15 protein-coding genes are annotated in these 20,702 nt (G+C 56.8%); 6 read left to right on the forward strand and 9 right to left on the reverse strand.

What is annotated here, in order from left to right:
• Nucleotide 1: 1 nt before the first annotated feature.
• Nucleotides 2-1,192, reverse strand: coding sequence for an efflux RND transporter periplasmic adaptor subunit (locus ACZ5CE_RS09375; RefSeq protein WP_464577472.1), 1,191 nt, complete (start codon nt 1,190-1,192; stop codon nt 2-4).
• Between the two features lie 323 nt (nt 1,193-1,515).
• On the opposite strand from ACZ5CE_RS09375, the gene ACZ5CE_RS09380 reads away from it, so the two are divergent.
• Nucleotides 1,516-1,905, forward strand: coding sequence for a MerR family DNA-binding protein (locus tag ACZ5CE_RS09380; RefSeq protein ID WP_464574637.1), 390 nt, complete (start codon nt 1,516-1,518; stop codon nt 1,903-1,905).
• Between the two features lie 170 nt (nt 1,906-2,075).
• On the opposite strand, the gene ACZ5CE_RS09385 is transcribed toward ACZ5CE_RS09380, so the two are convergent.
• From ACZ5CE_RS09385 to ACZ5CE_RS09405, 5 genes are all read right to left on the reverse strand, one after another.
• Complete coding sequence (locus tag ACZ5CE_RS09385; RefSeq protein WP_464574638.1) at nt 2,076-3,050, reverse strand: hypothetical protein; 975 nt, start codon at nt 3,048-3,050, stop codon at nt 2,076-2,078.
• A 22-nt stretch (nt 3,051-3,072) separates the two neighbouring features.
• Nucleotides 3,073-4,347 (reverse strand): carbon-nitrogen hydrolase family protein, encoded by a 1,275-nt coding sequence (locus ACZ5CE_RS09390; RefSeq protein WP_464574640.1) that lies wholly within the window; start codon nt 4,345-4,347, stop codon nt 3,073-3,075.
• A 327-nt stretch (nt 4,348-4,674) separates the two neighbouring features.
• On the reverse strand, nt 4,675-5,193 hold the full coding sequence (locus ACZ5CE_RS09395) for a hypothetical protein (RefSeq protein WP_464574641.1): 519 nt from the start codon (nt 5,191-5,193) through the stop codon (nt 4,675-4,677).
• Nucleotides 5,194-5,242: 49 nt separating this feature from the next.
• Nucleotides 5,243-9,841, reverse strand: coding sequence for an RHS repeat-associated core domain-containing protein (locus ACZ5CE_RS09400; RefSeq protein ID WP_464574643.1), 4,599 nt, complete (start codon nt 9,839-9,841; stop codon nt 5,243-5,245).
• A 426-nt stretch (nt 9,842-10,267) separates the two neighbouring features.
• Nucleotides 10,268-10,600, reverse strand: a complete 333-nt coding sequence (locus ACZ5CE_RS09405) for a helix-turn-helix domain-containing protein (protein ID WP_464574644.1) — start codon at nt 10,598-10,600, stop codon at nt 10,268-10,270.
• Between the two features lie 427 nt (nt 10,601-11,027).
• Here ACZ5CE_RS09405 and ACZ5CE_RS09410 point away from each other — a divergent pair, with 427 nt between their 5' ends.
• The gene (locus ACZ5CE_RS09410; RefSeq protein WP_464574646.1) at nt 11,028-11,216 is read left to right on the forward strand and encodes a hypothetical protein; all 189 of its coding nucleotides are present in this window, start codon (nt 11,028-11,030) and stop codon (nt 11,214-11,216) included.
• 79 nt (nt 11,217-11,295) lie between these two features.
• On the opposite strand, the gene ACZ5CE_RS09415 is transcribed toward ACZ5CE_RS09410, so the two are convergent.
• A complete protein-coding gene (locus tag ACZ5CE_RS09415; protein ID WP_464574647.1) occupies nt 11,296-12,669 on the reverse strand; it encodes a homospermidine synthase in 1,374 nt (457 codons plus the stop codon).
• 357 nt (nt 12,670-13,026) lie between these two features.
• Here ACZ5CE_RS09415 and ACZ5CE_RS09420 point away from each other — a divergent pair, with 357 nt between their 5' ends.
• The 3 genes from ACZ5CE_RS09420 (at nt 13,027) to ACZ5CE_RS09430 (ending at nt 15,717) form a co-directional block, all read left to right on the forward strand.
• Nucleotides 13,027-13,395 carry a hypothetical protein gene (locus ACZ5CE_RS09420; protein WP_464574648.1) on the forward strand — a complete coding sequence of 123 codons (369 nt, stop codon included), beginning with the start codon at nt 13,027-13,029 and terminating at the stop codon, nt 13,393-13,395.
• A gap of 180 nt (nt 13,396-13,575) precedes the next feature.
• Nucleotides 13,576-14,310 (forward strand): esterase/lipase family protein, encoded by a 735-nt coding sequence (locus tag ACZ5CE_RS09425; RefSeq protein WP_464574649.1) that lies wholly within the window; start codon nt 13,576-13,578, stop codon nt 14,308-14,310.
• Between the two features lie 237 nt (nt 14,311-14,547).
• A complete protein-coding gene (locus ACZ5CE_RS09430) occupies nt 14,548-15,717 on the forward strand; it encodes an aminopeptidase (RefSeq protein ID WP_464574650.1) in 1,170 nt (389 codons plus the stop codon).
• Between the two features lie 59 nt (nt 15,718-15,776).
• Here the strand turns inward: ACZ5CE_RS09430 and ACZ5CE_RS09435 are convergent, their stop codons facing one another.
• Nucleotides 15,777-17,753: a GumC family protein gene (locus ACZ5CE_RS09435; RefSeq protein WP_464574651.1), complete on the reverse strand. Its 1,977-nt coding sequence runs from the start codon at nt 17,751-17,753 to the stop codon at nt 15,777-15,779.
• A 1,006-nt stretch (nt 17,754-18,759) separates the two neighbouring features.
• Between ACZ5CE_RS09435 and ygiD the strand changes: the two genes are divergently transcribed.
• A complete protein-coding gene (gene ygiD, locus ACZ5CE_RS09440) occupies nt 18,760-19,575 on the forward strand; it encodes a 4,5-DOPA-extradiol-dioxygenase (protein WP_464574652.1) in 816 nt (271 codons plus the stop codon).
• Nucleotides 19,576-19,776: 201 nt separating this feature from the next.
• On the opposite strand, the gene ACZ5CE_RS09445 is transcribed toward ygiD, so the two are convergent.
• Nucleotides 19,777-20,574: a hypothetical protein gene (locus ACZ5CE_RS09445; protein ID WP_464574653.1), complete on the reverse strand. Its 798-nt coding sequence runs from the start codon at nt 20,572-20,574 to the stop codon at nt 19,777-19,779.
• Between the last annotated feature and the right edge of the window lie 128 nt (nt 20,575-20,702).

Consider the following 20,702-nt stretch of genomic DNA (forward strand, 5'->3'; position numbering starts at 1 on the left):
CTTACCTCGTCGCGGCCGGCACGCCGGCGCTGCCGGGGGCCGCCGGGGGTGCAACCATCGGCACTTCATTCGGCTTCACCGGCGCGCCGGGAAAGAAGATCTTCTGCAAACCGGCCACGATGACTTTGTCATTGGGTTCGAGTCCGGATTTTATGACGCGCAGACCGTCGATCACGCCGCCGAGCGTGACATCCTTGCGCATCGCCTTGTTTTCCGGATCGAGCGCGTAGACGTACTTGCGATCCTGGTCGGTTATCACCGCCTTGTCGTCGATCAGGATCGCGTGGAATTCACCGCTGCCCTGAAGCTGTACACGCGCATACAGGCCGGGCGTGAACACACGGTCGGGATTGGGCACCACTGCGCGCACGCTGATCGTGCCAGTGGCCGGATCGACCTGGTTGCTGACAAAATTTACCGTACCGGCATAAGGATAGCCGGTATCGCTGGCGAGGCCTACACGCACCGGATTCGCCGAGCCGGGGCGTTCTCCCTTGCGCGCGAGTTCCGCGTAGCGCAGATAAGTCAGCTCATCGGGCTGGAAATAAACATAGACCGGATCCTGCGAAACCACCGTCGTCAGCACACTCTCGTCAGCCTGGGCGAGATTGCCGATAGTCAGCAGGGCGCGGCCGACGCGTCCTGCGATGGGCGAGCGCACATGGGTGAAATCGAGATTGAGGCGGGCAGTGGCAACCGCTGCCTCGGCTGCACGCACGTCGGCGTTACTCTGGGTCAGGCTGGTTGTGCGCTGATCGTACTCCCCGCGCGAAATTGCCTGCTCCTCGATCAGCGGTTGCGCCCGCCTTTCCTGCAAATGGGCAAACTGCGCAGCCGAGCGTGCGCGTGCGAGCTGCGCCTGTGCGTTGTCGAGCGCGATGCGGTATGGACGCGGATCGATCACGAACAAGAGGTCGCCGGCCTTGACCTCGTCGCCTTCCTTGAAGGCAATGCGGTCGATGTAGCCCGAGACGCGCGGACGCAGCTCGACCGTGTCGATTGCCGCAACACGGCCAGTAAACTCATCCCATTGATGCACTGGCTTCGACACGACCGCCGCTACGCTGACCTCGGGCGGGGGCGCACCGCCGTCGGGCGGCTTTCCGCCTTTGCCGCAGCCGGCGATGAGGAGGACGAGAAGTGCGGCTAGGCATAGCGGCTGGAACAAACGGATGATGCGGTGCGAGCACATGGATTCCCAGGCTAGCAGCCTGTCGGATTTGAAGAATCGAAACGAAAATGTGACTGAGCGAAAGTAAGTTTTGAAGATTTTGAAGGTCAATAGTCGTTCTATTGGTCGAAAAAGCAGTGAAATATAGACCAGCCAGCCGCTTTTGCGGCCGATTTCCTTTAAGTCCGACAGGCTGCCAGGGTCGAAGCGCCGAATTCGAGATCCGGCGCTGAATCGAACAGAAAATTCAACGGACATTCGATTCATCAGCCATATGATAAAATATTGAAGTTGAAGTCAACTTGAACTATAAAGAAAATATTATCGCATTATCGGGAATTATTGTGTCAACGAGTGCCGACATACTGGTCACGATTCAGGAAGTCTGCCGTCAAAGCGGCGTGACTGCATCGGCGCTACGCTACTATGAAACCTGCGGGCTGATCACTTCCAGGAGATTGAGCCGCTATTCGCATCGCCGCTACCAGAGTTCAACGCTGCAGCGAATCAACTACATCATGCTGGCGCAGCGCGCCGGCTTCTCGCTTGAGGAAATTGCCGGGCAACTGGCCATGCTTCCTTCCGACCGGGAGCCGACGAAAGAAGAATGGGAACCTCTGAAACCACTGTGGATAGCGCGCATCGAGGAACGCATCACCGATCTCGAGCGCCTGAAGATCCAGATTCATCATTGCACCCAGGGCAGCGATCCCTGCGCGACTCCCGCAACTTGAACCCCTCCAGCTTGGCATGGGTGAAGTGCATGCCAAGCCTGGATCGTCGATATTCACGGCCAAGTTTGGAGTAATCAGCCGCACGAGTCGCGTCGCGGCGGGAAACATGCCCGGCGGATGAGTCGGATAAGCGTCCGGCACCGCTCCATTCCCAGGAGTTCTACTTCATCTCATGCGCCGGACAGTCTGAAATGCTGGCGATGCGGGGTGCCGCCTCGCCAGATGAAACTTTCCATGTAGTAATGGGCTGTCGTAATGCCAATCACCAGCCATCCAAAGAAGGCCATTCGGCTCGACAGATAGGTCAGGCCGGCGGCAATCGCAAGCGCGAAGGCCAGATTGAGAAGCCAGACCGGCAGAAAGGGAAAGGTCCGATATAGCAGATTCTTGCGCTCGATCTGGTTGCGGGCAGTGTCGTGTCCGATGTAGACCACGAATCCCGAGGCATCGTGCAATATGCGCGCCAGCATCAACCCGACCAGCATGTATTGCGTCCTGAAGATCAGCATCAACGCAAAAATAAAGAGCAGGATGTTGAGCGCCAGTAGAGCGGCGCCGGCGCGCTGTGCACGCGCCCGCCAGACCAGAAAGCCGCCGGAGATGGCAATTGCCGCGAGCAGCGGCGCCATCAGGACATCCGCCAGAGCCATGAGCATGCCGTAATGCTCATTGCCGTCGAGACCGGCTGCGGAATAACACTGAAAGTAGGCCACCGTGCCGAGCAATATGGTGCACCACTTGCAGATCGCAGACGCTATCGAAGGACGCAACCGGGCGACGGACATGGCGATGCCGTACTGCTGGACGATGACATGATGGACGGTGAGGACAAGAAAAGGGGTAAGAATAATTGAAGCAGGCACGCCTATTTTATGGAGCGCGAACGGCAGGAAGAACAGGCACAATATGAACAGAGCCTGCTTTCGATAGATCGCAAGGTATTCCGCATCGCATATCGTCTGAAAGCTGGACAGGATATGCGGCAATCCGAAGAAGAATACCCAGTAGGGAATTTGCTCGGGTATCCGGTAGTGCGGGCCGGAATACAGGAAACCCAGCGTGCACAGTACCGCAAGCGGCAGCAAGGGCAGCAGCAAGGCATAAGGCATCGAGACCAGACGCCTGAGCAAAATGGATGCAGTCATGGGTATCGTGATCCGGTGACCCTCAGCGATTTTTTGCGGTCAGTAACGCTACGCCTGCCATTCTGGCGAGCGCCGCGCGGGAAATATCCTGCGCGATTTCCGCCGAGGTGCCACTGGAAGGCCACTGGTTGGTCGCCGAGATCAGCAAGTCGGCGCGGCCGGCAAGCAAGCCGCGATGAGGCCAGAGCAGGAAGTCTTCGTAGCATAAGGAGAAGGCGACTTTTTTTCCGTGCAGGTCGATGATGTCGCTTCCGAAGATATTGGTCTCCGCCCCTTCCTCGAAACCAAACTTCCAGTCTCCAATCGGCATCGGCACCATGGACGAGACAACGACGGCGCCGCCATCTTTTTCCGCACCATATCCAACCAGGGCATTCTTGAACCCGGTACGCGCGTTGTCCCACGTCTCCTCGCCGACCAGGACCGTCGCGCCCTGCGCTCTTGCCGCCGCGGAAACGCGATGCCACATCGCCGATTGCGCGCGCCGGTTCGAGCCTGAAATCGATTCCGGAAAAATGATCACCTTCGCGCCATGCGAGAGATCCCGCATGGCCCTGTCGGCCAGGAACTCGCGCCGCCACGCCATCTCGTCGGACCACAGTTCGGGGCTCTTGCCCAGCTGCAGCGACACCGCCCGCCAATCCGCCGGCGGCCGGGATTCAAGGTAGCCAACATTGGCAACGACGGCGAGAATCGCGGCGCCGGCAATGGCGGCATGAATTCCGTACGTGCGGCGTCCGCTGGCCGCAATCAGCGCAAGCAGGCCCGCTGTGAACAGCAACCCTATCCATTGCCATCCGGGATACAGCAGGCCTGAGGCCATCAACGGGGTACCCCAATGAAAAAGACCGATGGGAGGAAAGGTCAGGATCAACAGTGCCATGGCCACACTGAAGGCGCGCCGCCATGCTGTTGCCCTATGCGGCGGAAACGCGATGACCCAGGGGAGTGCCAGCAACGCCGTGTGGGCTCCCCAGAGAAACAGGCTGGCTCCCATGGAAAGATTGGGGAAGAAGTAGCAGATAATGCCGGGAACGGCACGGGTGGCTGTTCCATAGTAGGCGAATGCGACGAGGAATGCCCCAGCGCGGTTGGGCGCGTGAAAAATCAGCATCGGCAACAGGAGCAGCAATGCCAAGGGGAACAACTGTTCCTGGTCCATCCAGGCCGCCATTCCGATTCCTGTGGAGAGCAGGCATAGAACGGGCGATGACGCCAGCGCACGCTTCCCATCCTGCGAAAGAATGCCGCTCGCGCCTGCGATGATCATGTCGCTGGGTGGAATCCGGCTGCCCATCTGCCTTCTATCTGCTATCTCTTTGCGGTCAATCGCCGGGCAGCCGGAGGAAACGTCCTGCAGGCTGCCCAGCGATATTTGCGATTATTCTAAATCCGACAGTTGGACGGGGTGGAGTGTGCGGTTTTTGGGGTGCAGGGCAAGGCGCAACGACGCGCAATGGCCATTCCATTCCAAGGAGTTGCAACGCTGCCATGTGCCGCAAAAATCGCACAATCCGCCCTGTAGCGACTCACCATATAGATAGATGAGTGTCGAGTACCGAGAAAAGTCTCGGTGAATCATGGTTCTAAACTAAAAATGAGCGATCAACTGCCGGATTTAGGATCATTGCCCTTGAGGCTGGAAGATGATATACAGCGGCCCCTGGGTTCCGTGGTTCCAGTTCCAGGATGTGGAATTGCAGAGTGAATTGGTCCCGCAGACAACGGTGTCCTTGGACGGGTTGTCCAAATTGATGGAGTTCGTGCTTCCGGCCCCGCTCCAGGAGGTTTGTGTCGAGCCGCTGTAGGCCGTATTCGCTATGGTATAGCTCAATGGCCATGTCGACTTGTCGGTGGCGCAGAGATCGCCCTTGGTGGAGCTAGCTTTGGCCTCGACATATCCTACCGAGCTGCAGGTTACGCCGGCGGCGCTGACCGTGAAAGTTGTGTCATTGCCAGTATCATTCATGCAATGCGTACCTGAGCCGCCCGCCGACACTTTCACCGTCAGGGGCGAACTCGGCTTGACCGGCAAATTGATACACGCATTAACATTGGCGCCCGCACCCGCATGAGCCATGCTCGCGAACATTGCCGTGAAGCCGAAGATCCCGACACCACTCATAATTTTCATTGCTTTCATCGTTCATTTCCTTTTCAAGTTATTTAATGCATCCCAAAAAACCTAAGAATCAGACAAGGAACAGAAGGCCCAGCAACGAAAGCGCGGCGTCACCCGCTGCCGCCCCTCCGGCGGCTGCCGCGGCCGCCGCAGCCGCCACCGCGTCTGTCGCCATTGTCGTTGCAGCGGTTACTGCAGCGAATGTTGCCTCGGTTGCGGCTGTCGCCGCAGTTGCTACGGTCGCTCCCGCGTATCCCAAGGCTTCACCTGCAGCTGAACCCAAGTAACCGCCTATTGCACCACCTACAGCCGTGCCTGCTGCCATGCCCGCTGTTCCTGCTACCGATGCGCCTACATAAGCACCTAAGCCGGCGCCTATGGATGCGCCCACGGCAGCGCCTATGGACACTTCGGTTACGGTCGCGGCCACGGCGGCGCTGGCCAGCGTTACCGTTCCCGCTATCGCACCGACAGTACCCGCGCCAGCTCCCAGCGCCAACGCGCCTGCCCCGACCAGGGCGCCCGCCCCTACGGATGCCACTACCCCCGCTCCGCCCACTGCCGCGGTGACTGCCGCTCCATAGGTTAGGGCTACATAGGCAGCTACGCCGATCGCACCGACTACAAGGCCGGCGGAGACTCCAAATGCCGCATACTCCAGTGCATCGTGGCCGGAAGGATCGATATTGTTGACGGGATCCCCATTGCCAAAGGCATACCGGTTATCCAGACGATTGCTGTCCCTGGAAATAAACCGCATGGTTTTGGGGTCGTAATATCGCGCGCGCAGGTAAACAAGGCCATTGTCTGCATCCGCGTATTCCTGATTCCAGGCGAAGTTATTGCTGGCATCCAACCCTAGATGCACGTCCGTCTGGACTCCGTAGGCTTGATAGCTGGCGCTGCCGATCAAAGCATCGCCGTTGCCGGATGGGGACAATCCCAGCACCGTATCCTGGCGCTGATTGGTACCGTAATAGTAAGGAGCCGCATTGCCGCTATAAGACGCGTACCGTTTCGAACCCACCATCAGAAACCGCGTCGATACGCCGTTTTGACTGGTGTTCGCCACCTGCAGGACGTTGTCGTAATACATCCGGACGGTCGAGGCCGGGCTCGCTCGGGTTGCCAGCAGTTCGTTGGCGTAGTAGGTGTACTGGATTTCGCCGGCACCTTCCGCGCTCAGCAGCTTGCCCCGGACATCGTAGGCATAGCGGTTCCCGTCACCATCGATGATCAACCTGCCGTTCTTGTCGTAAGTCTGCGTCTGCTGCCTGCCCGTCCCGACCGCGTAGGCAGTGAGCTGATCGATGCTGTTGTACGTGTAGCTGGTCACCGCGCCGTTCGATGTTTTTTTCAGGACGTTCGCATTTCCGTCGTATTGGAATGCATCGTCGCTGACCACGGTGCCGGAACCATTCCTGATGATGTCGTTTGAGAGCTGGCTGAATGCATCGTAGGAATAGGTACGTTGCTGATTAAGGCTGACGTCGCTGCTCAACGTGGAGGTCAGCGTGCTGGCGCGCAGCTGGTTCAGCGCATCGAAGACATTGCTTTCATCGAGTATGACGGTGCCTGCCATCGACAGTTTCCGGGTCCCGTTTTTTCGGTCATGGGCATCGTACTGATAAGTTTCGGTATAGTTGTTCGAGAGGAATACGCTTTTTGGCGCGCCCAGCATCGTATTCTTGCTCGTGTCATCGTAGAAACTGTAAGTCAGCGAATCCCGGGCATTCTTCACACTGGAAAGCTGGTTCAGCGCAGTGTAGGCATAGGTCGTCGTGGCGCCCGAGACATCCAGTTGGCTGACTTTCCGGCTGTATTGGTCGAGGGTATAGGCAATCTTCTTGCCATCGGGGTAGGCGATACCGGTCAGCACGCTGTCGAGGGAGTAGCTGTTGGTCACGGCGCCATTCTTATCGGTCGTGGAAACGAGCCGCCCGCCATCGTCGTAGGCATAGGCGATGGAGCAAGCTGCGCCGTTTTCCGTCCAGGATTCCCTGGATTTTTGCCCATCGACCGTGTACTGATAGCTGATAATGCTCCCGTCAAAGAGCGTTTTGCTTACCAGAAGACCGTCGCCGTTATAGGCATATACTTCGATCTGATCCAGATTGTTGGACAACTCGACCATCTGGCCGAGCGCGTCGTATTGGCAAACGTCGCTTGGCACGGTATAGGTCCTCTTGTCCGGGTAAGCCACTTTCTTCGTATGGCTTATCTCCTTATTGTTCAAATCGTAGACGGTTTGCGTCAGGCTCTGGGAACCATCCGGTGCGCTGAACTGATCGCTGATCTGTTGAGATTCGGCGTCATATCGATACGTGTTGGAATAAAGTTCGGTTGCGACAGTCCCGTCAACACGGCTGATGCTTTTCGACAGCAGATTGCCAAAGCCCCCGTATGTGGAAACCCGCCTCAGCGTGTATTGGGACGCCGGATCAATGTTGCTGGTATTGGGATATTTCTCTTCCAGGATAGCTCTGCCGCAGTTGTCATTCACGACCTTCTTCTGCGCAATGCCATTGATACGGGTGATTGTCGTGTTGGCAGAAAAATCGTAGGCAATGTCGGTCTGGTTCTTCAGCGGATCGATGGACCGCGTCGGTTTGCCTAGCGAGTTATAGACGCCGGAGGTGGTATTGCCGAACACATCCGTCTCTGCAGTCACATTTCCCAGCACATCGTACTGCTTCCGGGACAATATTCTCAGTTGCTGCGGATCGACCGGATTCCCGTTGTCGCAGGTTGCAATCTCCCGTCCCAACGGATCGCAGACCGATTTGGTCAGGTACCCCAGAGGGTTTGTTGTTGTGGTGCTGTTTTCGCCGTCTATGCCAAAGAGCTTGTAGGCATAGGTGGTCGTCAGACCCGACGGCAAGACCATGCTGACTATGCGGCCAAGCTGATCGTAAGCGTATGACGTGGTCACTCCGGAGGGCAATGTATCGGCCACCTTCTTCCCGTACATCGTGCTGACCGCATGCGAGGAGTTGAAGCCCAGCGCATCCGTGATCGTCGTTGTCACGGTAAATTTTGCAGGGTCATAAGCGTAGGCATAGCTGCTCGATGTCTGCTGCGCTCCCGGCGCATTTTTCTTGACCCACCGGAATGTTTCCGAAGTCTCGCGGCCGTACGCATCGAACGCAACATTGCGGACTTTCCAGTCATTCCACGTAGAGCCGCCGTCATTACTGAAACTTACCGACGACGACGCAATATCCCTGGAGTCGGCAGTCAACGTATTGACGGTCTTGATAACCTGGTTAGTAATGCTGTCCGTTTTGGCAACCGTATCGATGAGCGTGAAAATCGACATGCCGGCTTGCGTAAAATACGAGGCCTCCTCGATGACATCCGTTACGTAGGCTTGGGTTGAAAGGTTGTATGAGCTCGACTGCTTCGATGTCGTGTTTCCGAAATCATCGTATTGAAACGCGCGTTTGCTTTGCGGTACCCCATTCGGGAACGATCCCGGAAAAAACAGCTGTTCGGTTTGTTTCGGGCTCAGGTAATTGGGTTGCTGGTTGTGGCGGTCGGGTGAAATGTCGTAGATCGAGTTCACCTGCAAGTAGCCGCTCTGCACGCCGGCGGCATCTATCACATAGGTATTTTGCTGAACCGGAACATGGGCAAAGCTATAAAACGTATTGATGAGAGACAGAATATTACCGGCCGAATCAAGACTGCGTACTTCGACGTTATACTGATAGAGGGTATTGTTACTATCCAGCAGGCCGTCAGCGCTGCTTGACAGCGTGTAGCCTCCCTGCAATCCGGTAAAGGTATTACCGCCGGTATCCGTCCCGTAAGCATATTGATAATGCGCCAACGTATTATCCTGATCCATGTAATACAGATCGGAAATAGCCGGTATCGCATAAATGGCATTGTTCGAGTCTTGAAATTCAATACTCGTGTAACCTACATTGGTGGTTTTGCCTGAAGGATAGTCGATCGTGCTGACGACATTGAAGTTTCCCTGCAAGCTGTTGGTGAAATTTGTCGTGTGCCCCAGGGGATCGACCAGGCTGCTGATGCCGGCGCTGGAGTAATTAAGCGTCGTGGCCCGCCCATCCGGGCATGTGACGATGATCTGGTTCGGGTTGTACCCGAATGTGGTCTGCTGTCCAAAGCTGTCTACTATGTAGTCGAGCAGGTTGTTACTCGTGTAGGAATAGTAAATATAATTACCGTGGCGATCCGCGCTCATCAGCAGTTTTCCCGCGCTATCAAAATAATAGGCGGAGCCGTCCGTGTCCGAGAAGGCAAACTGATAGGTGGCACCGTACTGGCCATACGGCAGCGGCTCGCCCGCGATATTGTTTACAAACGCGATCCCGTGATTGTTTTCATACTTGAGCCCGGACGCGTACCCGGTCGAATCCGTCCAGTCGGGGTCGATAATGTATCGCATGCCCTTGATTTCAAGCGACTGCCCCGGTACCAGGGAAGGAATGCCAAAGCTCCAGTTATCAGGCAGCCCAAGACTGCCGGAAGCACCCATGGAGTAGGATAGCTGAATAGTCAACCCGATACCTTCCTGCTTACCGATGAGATCGACGATGGGTATATTGAGGATCAACGATCCCGAATTCGGGATCACATCTTCATAGGCATTCGAAATCCGGTTAAACGCCTGCGAACCTTCAAACGAGTTATCGCTCATTGCTTTTCTCCCTATTTGAGTATTTCGGCGGCGGCAACGCGGATGCGCTTGCCAGCCGCGCCGCATGAATGGGTGATGACCATGCCAATATCATGAGAGGCGGTGGCGAGCCGTTCCTGGACCTCCCGGATGCAGGCAGCTGAGCCGGTGAATGCCTGGCGCGCTCAGGAAGACGGCCAGGAATCCCGGAATCGCTATACCGCCCGGCAATGCGCCCGGAAATCGGCCAACCCATGCACGCGAGCCCGATAAGCTGCGACAGCAGGCATCCATTACTTCTCTCCATGCCAAAACGCGTTATTTCGCGGGCGGCAGTTGTACGTTACCGCCCATGTGGAAAATCAGAATTGCCATGCCGGGCTTGTTATTTTGCCGCCGGTCTCGTTGAAGGGATGAGGAGGAATGGCGTCTTATGCCATTCCCATTTTATAAAGTGTTGCCGGTCCCGTCGCTTTTGCGCCTGTCGCCATAGCGCCGATCGAGCAGGCGCCTGTGCATTGCACGCCTCTGGTAATGGCGTCGCTCTTCGGGATGGGAAGCATGGGCCGGTTCCTGGGAAGGAAGGTTTCCTTCTCCGGTAAGCAGCCAGTCGAGAGAGAAATCGAGGTGCAAGCGAAGCTCGAGCAGCTTCTTTATTTCCGGCATGGCGCCGCCGGTTTCCCATTGGGAAACCGCAGCTTTGGAAACACCGCACAGTTCTCCCAGCCTGGCCTGGCTAAGCTTGTATCTGCGGCGCAATTGGATAAGCCGTGCTCCCATATTTCTCTCAGTTGATGTTTTACAGAACTTCAGGCAGATATATATACGTAAGGTTAAATGTGGCTGTACATAATGCAGAGCTTAAATTAAAATTTGCCAATTTGTCAATTGGAATTTGACTATAATATTGGCGACTGCCGGATTCAGGTTGAAAAACGACGATAGCGATAATCAGGCAAACAAGCGTTCGACGGGCAATAAGAAGCGAGTGGCTGCATCCGCTACGGTGGAGAGGCTCGCAACTATTGTCACGGAAGGTTCTTTCTTCCGTTGCATAGGCTGCGTCAACAATCTGCTGAACCAATACCCCTGGAGACTGCCTAACCATACTATGGCTCATTACTGGCATTACTGGCATCGAGCGGAAATTTACTCTGTAACAGATTGTAATCCGGCTCAATCAGCTTCATACCGACAAGGAGGAGACGTGAACAAGCACCCTCATCAGGATCCCCTCACCCTGTTTTCCGCCAGACTGGATCAAGGCGCGGAAGTATTCATGCACAAGATGTTCACGTATCTGAAGTCCAGGACAAAGGAAAGTTTGGCTGGAAGCAAGGGCAGAGGCAAAGCCACGGTGCCGAGAACCCGGATGGAAAAAATCGGCCAGGCCTAGCCAGGCCTGGGAAGAAACGCTGAACAAATCTCCGCTGGCGCGACGGTTGCGCGGCCATGAACGGCGGCTTTGTGTACGGCTATGTCACGCGCACGTTCTTGAATTGCCATGGATCCTCGATATCCACATCTTCACTGAAGAGCCAGCCTCTGTCGAGAAGCGGAGTCCAGCCGGTGTAGACTCCGGCCACTTTTCCCAGATAGGGCAAGGCTGCCTTCAGGATCGCTTCATGGTCCAGATCATCCGGCTCTACGATTCCGGCACGCGGATTCTCCAGCACCCAGGCCATGCCAGCCAACACCCCGGCCACGACCTGAAGGCTTGTCGCGTTATTGTAGGGCGCAAGCTGCCGCGCTTCCTCTATGGATAGCCGGGAACCGTACCAGTAGGCACCCCTGGCGTGTCCCATGAGCAGTACGCCCAACTCGTCTGCCCCCGCTGCTATCTCGTCCCGCATTACCCGTTCGCTCGACTGTAAACGCCAGTTTCTTCCGCTCAGTTCATGAATGGAAAGCACTGCATCGTCGCAAGGGTGATAGGCATAATGGACGGTAGGACGATAAATCACTCTGCCGTTCTGCCTCAATGTCAGATAGCTGGCGATGGAAATCGATTCGCCATGGGTTATCAGGAAGCCATGGAAAGGACCACTGGATGGAACCCAGCTACGGACCCGAGTAGCCGCCCCGGGCCGGTTGAGATAAATGGCGGCATTGCAGCCGAATTCATGGTGGACGCCGTCCTCGGGCCAGTGGCGCTCATGGCTGCCCCATCCCAGCTCCGAGGGTTGGAGGCTTTCGCCCACGAAGCCATCGACCGACCAGGTGTTGACGAATTCATTTTGTTGCTTGCGCCGGCTCGAAACCTGCGTATCCCGCTCCGCGACATGGATTGCCCGTATCCCGAGATGGCATGCGAGCTCAGCCCAATCATTGCTGGCGGCGGGCCTGGTTATCCCCACTCCGTTATCGGCGGCAATGTCGAGCAATGCCTGCTTGACAAAGGTGGAAACAAGACCGGGATTTGCTCCATGGGCCAGAAGCGCCGTAGGCCACTCCCCGTTGTGCCGTCCGAGGGAAAGGGCTTTTTCCCGCAGGGCGTAATTGGAACGAAGCGAGGGCGAAAGCGATATGTCCGTATAGCCTCCGGGCCAGGGCTCGATGCAGGTATCCAGATAAAGCACTCCTCGCCTTCTGCATAGCGCTATAAGCGCAAGGCTCGATACGTCCACAGACAGATTCAGCAGGAAATCGCCCTGGTTCAAGCTGGGCTCCAGCAGGGCAAGATAATTTTCTTCCGTCAGGGCATGAGGCGTGATCGCCAGATTCCATGCGCCCGCGACGTCCTTGCCGTTCTCGTCGGCGGAAATGATCTTTACCTGCCCGGGATCCATACGGAAGTGCTGGAACAATAGCGGAAGCACGGCCTGGCCGATGCTTCCGAATCCTACCATTATCAGGTTTCCTCGTAAAACTGGCTGCGGGTCGTTTTTTTTCATTTACATGGATTTTTTATCTTTTAGCAGTCTGGCAGCGCTATCAGCGGGTAGCGATCACGCTTCTCCCAGCCGTTTACGATGCGCCGTCCCTACGAAGGAACTTTCGCCACGAAACGGGTCCAACCTCAGGAAAAGCTTGAGGCTTTGCCAGGCATTATTTTAACTGCTGTCCAGCCGGCAAAACGATCAAACGATCGTGGCAGGCAAGAGTCGAACACTGGCTGGCGCACCGGGAGATTACTTGCCGGGTCATTCCGTCTGCATATCACTCGAATATCGGGGAATACCGAGTCAATCAAGGAGACGAACAATATGTCTGATTGTAACCTGCCACAGCACGAAAACCATTCACATTCACATGGCCCGCAGTGCGGGCATACCGGAATCGTCCATGCCGGACATGTCGATTACCTGCATGATGGACACATGCATCATGTGCATGGCGAACATGTCGATGAGCATGCGCTCGATATCACTTCAGCCAATCCCGAACGCTGCACGCCCGAGCACCAGTGTCCCGGGCATCAGCCGGAACATGAGCATGGGCCGGATTGTGGTCACGAAGCCGTCCCGCACGGAAATCACGTCGATTACCTGGTGGATGGCCATCTGCATTATCCGCACAACGGGCACTGCGACGATCACGGCCCCGTTACCGTTGCCGGCGGAACCGGTAAATAGTGGCGGGCACTGATGCGTCGCGCATATCGCGCATATCGCGGTATATGCATCTTGCATTGCGTTGCCGTTTCCTGCCGTTTCCATTTCTTTCCTTCCTGACGCATCGATTTGGCGCGGCCGCGGTAGGGTCACCCGTTGACAGCGCCTCCTGAAGGTGCTTCAGATCATGCCGACTCTCCTATGCCGCGTTTACGCGGCTTGAAACCCGACCCATCTCCTGCCAGGAAACCGGAGAAAACAAACGGCGCCATGGCGTTGCCCGATCGTCCCGATCGGGATGGCATCGTGCTGGTGCATGGGCTATGGATGGCCGGCTGGGTAATGCATCCCCTGGGAAGACGCCTGCGGCGCTGCGGATTCGATCCTCACCTGTTTTCCTATCCCTCGATGCGGAGCACGCTGTCGCAAAACGCCTTGCTGCTTTCCCGCTTTATTGCAGGGGTCGATGCAGCCCGCATCCACTTCTTCGGACACAGCCTCGGCGGCCTTCTGGTCCTCCAGATGCTGGCGGAATACCCGGAACCGCGAACCGGACGTATCATACTGGCAGGCAGCCCTTACAATGGCAGCCTGGCGGCACAAAGGATTTCGGGCGTTGTTCTCGGAAGACGCTTCCTTGGCCGCAGCATGCTGCAATGGATGGAGCAAAAATCGCCTGGTCCCGGCCCGGCATGCGAAATTGGCGTTATCGCGGGCCAAAGAAGCCTTGGCGGGGGGCGATTGATATCACGGCTGCCGAAACCCAATGACGGCGTGGTGACGGTGGAAGAAACGCAGGTGCCGAATATTGCTGACGGTATAGTGCTCGAGGTGAATCATTCGGGCATGCTTTTCTCGGCCGGTCTGGCTCGCCAGGCATGCTCATTCCTGCGTACCGGCCGCTTCCTGCACGAAAACGAAACCGGAAGACCATGATCCCAAATCCGGCAGCTGACCACTCATTTCCGATTTAGAGCCATGATCCACAAAGGACTTTCCGCGGTATTCGACGTTCACCTACATGGTGAGTTCGCTACAGGGCGGATTGCGCGGGTTTTGCGGCACATGGCTGCGTTGCAACTCCCTGGAATGGAATGGCCATTCCGCGTCACAGCACCTTGCCCTGCACCCCAGAAACCGCATGCTCCATTCTGTTCAACTTCCGGATTCAGGATGATACGGAACAGATCCGGGGAATACTCCTCAGCCGAGGCAGTGGAAAAATCCGCAGGAAACCCTCCGGGCCGGCGATACGCCGCTGCCGCCGCCGGTTTGGCCATATTGCTCGGCGGATGCGCGAACCTGGGCTATTACGCACAGGCAGTGGATGGGCATCTGGCCATACAGAAACGCACCCGCCCCATCAGCGAGATCGTCGCCGATCCGGCGACCGCGGAAAACCTGAGGCGCAGCTTGTCGACTGTCAGTTCGTTGCGTGAATTTGCCGTTCGCGAACTGCAACTGCCTGACAATGGGAGCTTTACCATCTATGCGGATCTGGGGCGTCCCTATGCCGTCTGGAACGTCTCCGCTGCACCGGAACTTTCCATCGAGCCTGAGAAATGGTGTTTTGTGGCGGTCGGTTGCGTCAGTTACCGCGGTTTTTTTTCGATGGGCGAAGCGCAGCGCTTTGCCGGGGAGCTCAAGGCGCAAGGTTATGACGTTTCGGTAGGCGGAGTCCGTGCCTACTCAACCCTGGGCTGGTTCAGGGAACCCCTGCTCAATACTTTTCTGGGTTATTCGGATACCGAACTGGGGCAGTTGATTTTTCACGAACTTGCCCATCAGGTGGTGCATGTGCGCGATGACACGGCGTTCAATGAATCCTTCGCAACCGCGGTCGAGCTTGAGGGAATCCACCGCTGGCTGGACAAAAATGGCACGGAAGCACAGCGAGAGGTATTCATGGCAGGCCGGAAAAGGAAGGCTGCCTATACTGCGACGCTGCTGGAATACCGGGCCAGGCTAAAGACATTGTTCGCCTCCAGCGAAAGCGACGCGGATAAGCGCGAGGGCAAAACGCGCATTTTCGCGGACCTGGACGAGAAGCTTGCCAATCTCCAGACCCCCAGGGCCGCCGTCCCTCGGGCTCCGCCCGCCCGGCCCAAACTCAATAATGCCGATCTGGCGACAGTTTCGACCTATACCGGCCTGGTGCCCGCCTTTCAGGCGATTCTGCAGCAGCAGGGCGGGAATCTGGGATCGTTCTATGAGAAAGTGAAGGAAATAGCCAGGTTGCCGGCGCCAGAGCGAACGGCTGTTTTACGGCAGGTGGAAGCCTCCGCCAGGCCCCCCGCCATGGGCGCGGCCTCCATAAACCCGGGTCCGGCAACCGCGTGGTAGCGAACCGGTGAAATCGGCAATCGCGCCGATGGCAGCGATGGAAGCGCAAGCGGCGAAAGCTATCCAGCCATCAATGCCGGGTGAGCCAGCTCTATTTCACCGATTTTTCGTCCTTGCTGCGGTGGCGAATAAGCGCTGTAGCTCAGCATCGCGGGTGGTTCCAGGTAGCCGATGACCTGTTCGAGATCGGATAAGCGCAACCCCTGCCGGACCAGATAGGCGATATAACTGTGCCGGACTGCCTCGGCGGTAATTTGCTGGGGATCCGGCAAGCCTGAGTCCACCGCCGCGCAAACCAGGGCAGCAGAGAGATCGATGCGTACCCCCGAATCGTCCGGATTCCAGCAAGGCCGATTGGCCGATTGCTGGAACAGAGATCTGAGCAAGTGGCTCATGAGAATGAGTCGTGGTCGTCGTCCGTCCACGCTAATGGTCCCCGCCGGCAGGTCGATCTGCTCCGGCCGCAGCGAGGCGGCTTCGTCGAAGCTCAGGCCGCTCAGCAACAATGCGATCAGCTGTTTTCCCTTGAGATTTGAAGCATTGAGCAAAGTCCTCAAGTGGTGGCTCGACAACTCGCGGCTGGACGGATTGGCAAGCATATTGCCAGCCCCCTGCTCTTTATGGTCCAGCTGATTTGCCACAGACTGGGAATGACCCGGAAGTTCCGCCTTCGCCGGAGCATAAGCTTGCAGACCGACAACCGTGATTGACGAAGATGGCTCCTCTTTCCTGTGCGTCAGGAACTCCGCCATCCAGACGCCAAAAAGCGCAAGCAGCAGGGAACCGCCGAGGACCAGCAACGCATCATGGCGATAGTCGGGGCTCACCGGATGCCGGGGCTCGTAGGCACGACTGATGACATTGACTTGCGGATATTTTTCCCTTTGGCCCGATTTGACCTGCATCAACCGGTCCTGGGCTTCCCGGTAGAGCTGTTCAAGACTCTCCAGGTCGGCTCTCAGCGCATCGTGTTTCGCGAACTTGGTCGTAAATGCGGAGGCCCGCCGCTTATGCTCATCCAGTTGGGCACGAATCTCCCGAACGGCCTGGCGAGCCGCGGCATAAGTGACTTCCGCATCGGTCAATACCACGTTCTTGCCATCCTGCCGCTTGCGTTGAATGGCGTTATCCATGTCTTTTATCTGCTCGGGGATGAACTTGAACTCGGGATGCAGATTGATGTAGTCGCGGGTATATTTCTTATCGAGATCCGCAAGCTTTTCGCGCAGATCCTGCATGCGCAGCTCGAGTTCGAGCAGGCTGCCTTTTTCGTCATCCGGGACCACGGCCTTGCCCCGGGAAATGGCCGACTTGATCGCATCCAGGTTGGCTCTTGCCTTCACTTCCTCTTCGCTTGCCTTGTTGAGGGATTCGTTCAAGCCTTTAAGCCGCGCCAGCTCTTCGTTTTCCTCCCTTTCGATGGATGAAATGTCGTGTGTCTTCCTGAAAATTTCCAGTGATTCGCGCGCAGCTTCGACCTTGTTTCCCAGGTCATCGACTTCGCTCTCCAGAATCCGCGCCGTATTTCCGGTCAGCTCCTTCACTTCCGCGGCACGGGCATCGAGGTACACATCGATCCAGGTATTGATCAGTACCGGCAGGAATTTGGGATCTGTATCCTCCGCCAGGATTTCGACGAGGTTGGTTTCAGGGATAGGTTCCACCTGCAGTAAATTCTGTATATCCGGGATGGTCAGGTTTTCCAGCGACCTGTCGGCCGCTTTGAGCCGCAACAGGGTTTCCGCCGCCAGTTCGCGCCCCAGCAACAGCTGCATCTGGATTGCAACATGCTGGATATCGGGATCGCCGCTTTGCCGATCCACCGGGGTCATCGCGGAAGTGAGCAATGTGGCGCTACTGCGGTAAATGGCCGGGCGGGAGTAGTCGTAAATCAGGCCGACCACCGCGCATGGCAGGAATACCGAAAGGAAAATGATGAACCGGCGCGGCCGGTACCAAGGCTGGCTGACAGGAATTCCGGGGGCACTGGCGGACGAAAACATCCGGGATGAGCGGTTATCGACTCTCATTTTCATGCTGTAGCTGTTATGTCATGGCGGTCTCGAGTCATTAACCGACCGCCATGCCGACGGCCGGTACATGGATTCCACCTGGCTTTTTTATTTTCCAACAGGAATTGCCCGGCCTCCGGAAGATCCATTCCGGCACTCGACCGACTCAACCCTCGACACTTCTCGATCCTTCTCGATCCGATCCCTGAGGCCGCCCTTGCCTCGATTCAGGATCGTGCACCACTCTCTTCCTACCCGGATCTGCCCCGCCGGCCCCCACCGACAGACATTCCGTCAAGCGCGCATCATTCGATAATTCTATTCCTGTTCATAATGCCTGCAACCCTCCTGACCGTCTTTCCTTTAACGCATCATATGCCAATATTTCCGCATTGGGAATGAGCGTATAAGAGCGACAATTCATGGAGTACCGATGCAATGCAAATAAAACCCACCTGACGCCGCAGGTTCTGTTCGGTATCGCACAAACAACCAAACTTGGCCGCACGACAATGGTTTTCCATGAGAAATAGCGGTATTTCATATTGCTGTAAAGCACGTGAGTTAAAGTGATCAAGGTGGTTATGCCGCGCTGTATTTGAAATTCCGGACAAATCCCGGCCGGCACGATAACGTTCAGATGTGTTTGATACAGGCCGCAATCTGAAAAATCATCTCGAACACGTCTTATCCATCAGGGGAATCGATATGAGAGAATTTTGCTGCAGACATCAGCTCTACGCGCCTCACGGCCTGTCCGATCACCGATCGGAAGCCTTTCGCCAGAAAATGATCCGTTATTTCCAGTATAGCGCCGGCAATGACGGGAGCAAGCCATGGAATACCACGAAAAGCATTCCGCAAGGAAGCAGAAAAACGGGAACGGTTCTTGAGGAAAGCGCTTGAGCTGTAAACTGGCACCCACCTGGCGTAATGACGCTACGCCTTTGCAAGCGCCCGGGCGATACCCGGTGAGCGATACCAGAAGCAGGAAGGCAATCGCCTCCCCGAATCCCTATTGCTGAAGCTCATGCCCGATTCGGATTCCTGCTCCTCTCCGGCCGCGCCAATGCCTGCCATGCCCGCCATATTCGTGGGGCACGGCAATCCGATGAACGCGCTCTCCCGCAATGCCTATACCGCTGGCTGGTCAGCCATCGGCCTCTCGCTCCCCTTCAAGCCCAGAGCCATCCTCAGCATATCCGCCCACTGGTATGTTCCTGAAACCGCGCTCACCTCCATGGCGGCGCCGCGCACCATTCATGATTTCGGCGGATTTCCCCAGGCGCTTCACCAGGTCCAGTATCCCGCGCCGGGTTCGCCGCAGCTCGCGGCGGAAGTGGCAGACCTGCTCGGGCCGATCGCAGTCATGGATATCGGCTGGGGCCTGGACCACGGAACCTGGTCCGTGCTACTGCACGTTTTTCCCGAAGCGGACATTCCAGTGGTTCAGCTCAGCATCAATGAAACCCGCGACGCTGCCTGGCACTTCGACATTGCACGCCGCCTTGCGCCCTTGCGCGACCGCGGCGTACTGCTGTTCGGCAGTGGAAATATCGTGCACAACCTGCACACGTACTCATGGGGCAAGCATAATACCGAGCCGTACGACTGGACTATCCGCTTTGAAAACACGGTGCGGAGCGCATTGGCCTCGGGGGATGCCGAATCGCTCGTTGCCTACGAAAAGCTGGGACGGGATGCCCTCCTGTCAGTGCCAACCCCCGAGCATTACCTGCCTTTTCTCTATATCCTCGCGCAACGCCGCGACAAGGAAAAAGTCAGTTTTCCGGTCGAAGGCTTCGACGGCGGATCCATTTCCATGCTCGCGGTAAAGTTCGGCTAGCGCGGGAAACGGTTTCTTGTCCCTCCTCTTTTCAGACCATGGGTGCTGCTCGTTGCCTGCAGTGTTGTATTCGATCCCGCACGTTTCCCCTATAGTCCGCACAGTCTAATTACCTGCCAATCATCTGCCCTGAACCGGATTCCTTTGCGCCTCCTCCGGCTTCAGACCGGACAATTGCGGCAGGAATCCACAGAAAAATCGCTAATGGCCAACGAACGGCTCTCGAAGGGTAAAATCCCTCTCGCCGGGTATGAAAACATTACAGCTATATTCTCCTTCTTCCTGGCTCACGGTGAGGTTAGCGACGATTCCGGCGCCATCCAGGCTGGCCAGGGGAATCCTCAGGGTTCCGTTGTCCAGCTTGTGCCCCCTGGGCAGGAGCCGCCGGGCAGGCGCGCCCTTGAAATTGGAAACAGCGTTTCTTGACAGAAAGGAATGCCGCACCTCGGGTTGCGAATTGCCGTCCTTTCGCCAGTTGACGCCCAGCAGGATATCCCTGTTTCCGGACGGAGACGGTGTCGCCCAGCAGGCAAGCCCTTCCCGGTCTTCCATGCAGGCGCGCCAGGCCACCAGTATCGGGGACGCGGGATCCGATATCGCTTCCTGCATGAAAAACTCTGCTGCACGGGAGGCATCGGCGTAGGAGGTCGTCGAGCAATAGACACTTTTCCACTGGTGAAACCGGTCCTGGGACAGCTCCTCCCCGGGTGGAGGCTCTTCGTCATCCCCGCTACCGGGCAGCCCGAGCGAAACGGCGACAGAAAGGCCATCGCCCGGCTGGTGAATTCCCGCAAGCGCATTCCGGGCCATCTGAAAAGTCGATGCGCACAATTCAGCATATATGGCCCGGTCTCTTGCCGGTACGCGAGAGCGGGAGTATTCATGGTGGAACCCTCTGGTGAGAATGTTCCAGCAAGTGTTTGCGGCCATTGCCGGCGGCAGCGGGGAAATGAACAGCATGCACAGCATATTGCATGCGAGAACAATACCGGATTTCATTGCGGCCTCCGACGGTCCTTGGGTCTTTGTGGAATCATGGCTTCAAACTGGAAATGAGTGGTCAACTGCCGCATTCAGGATAATGCTCATACTATATTTACAGACGGCCGGAATGCAACGGAATTCGG

It is taken from the genome of Nitrosospira sp. TNL200, assembly GCF_055386305.1.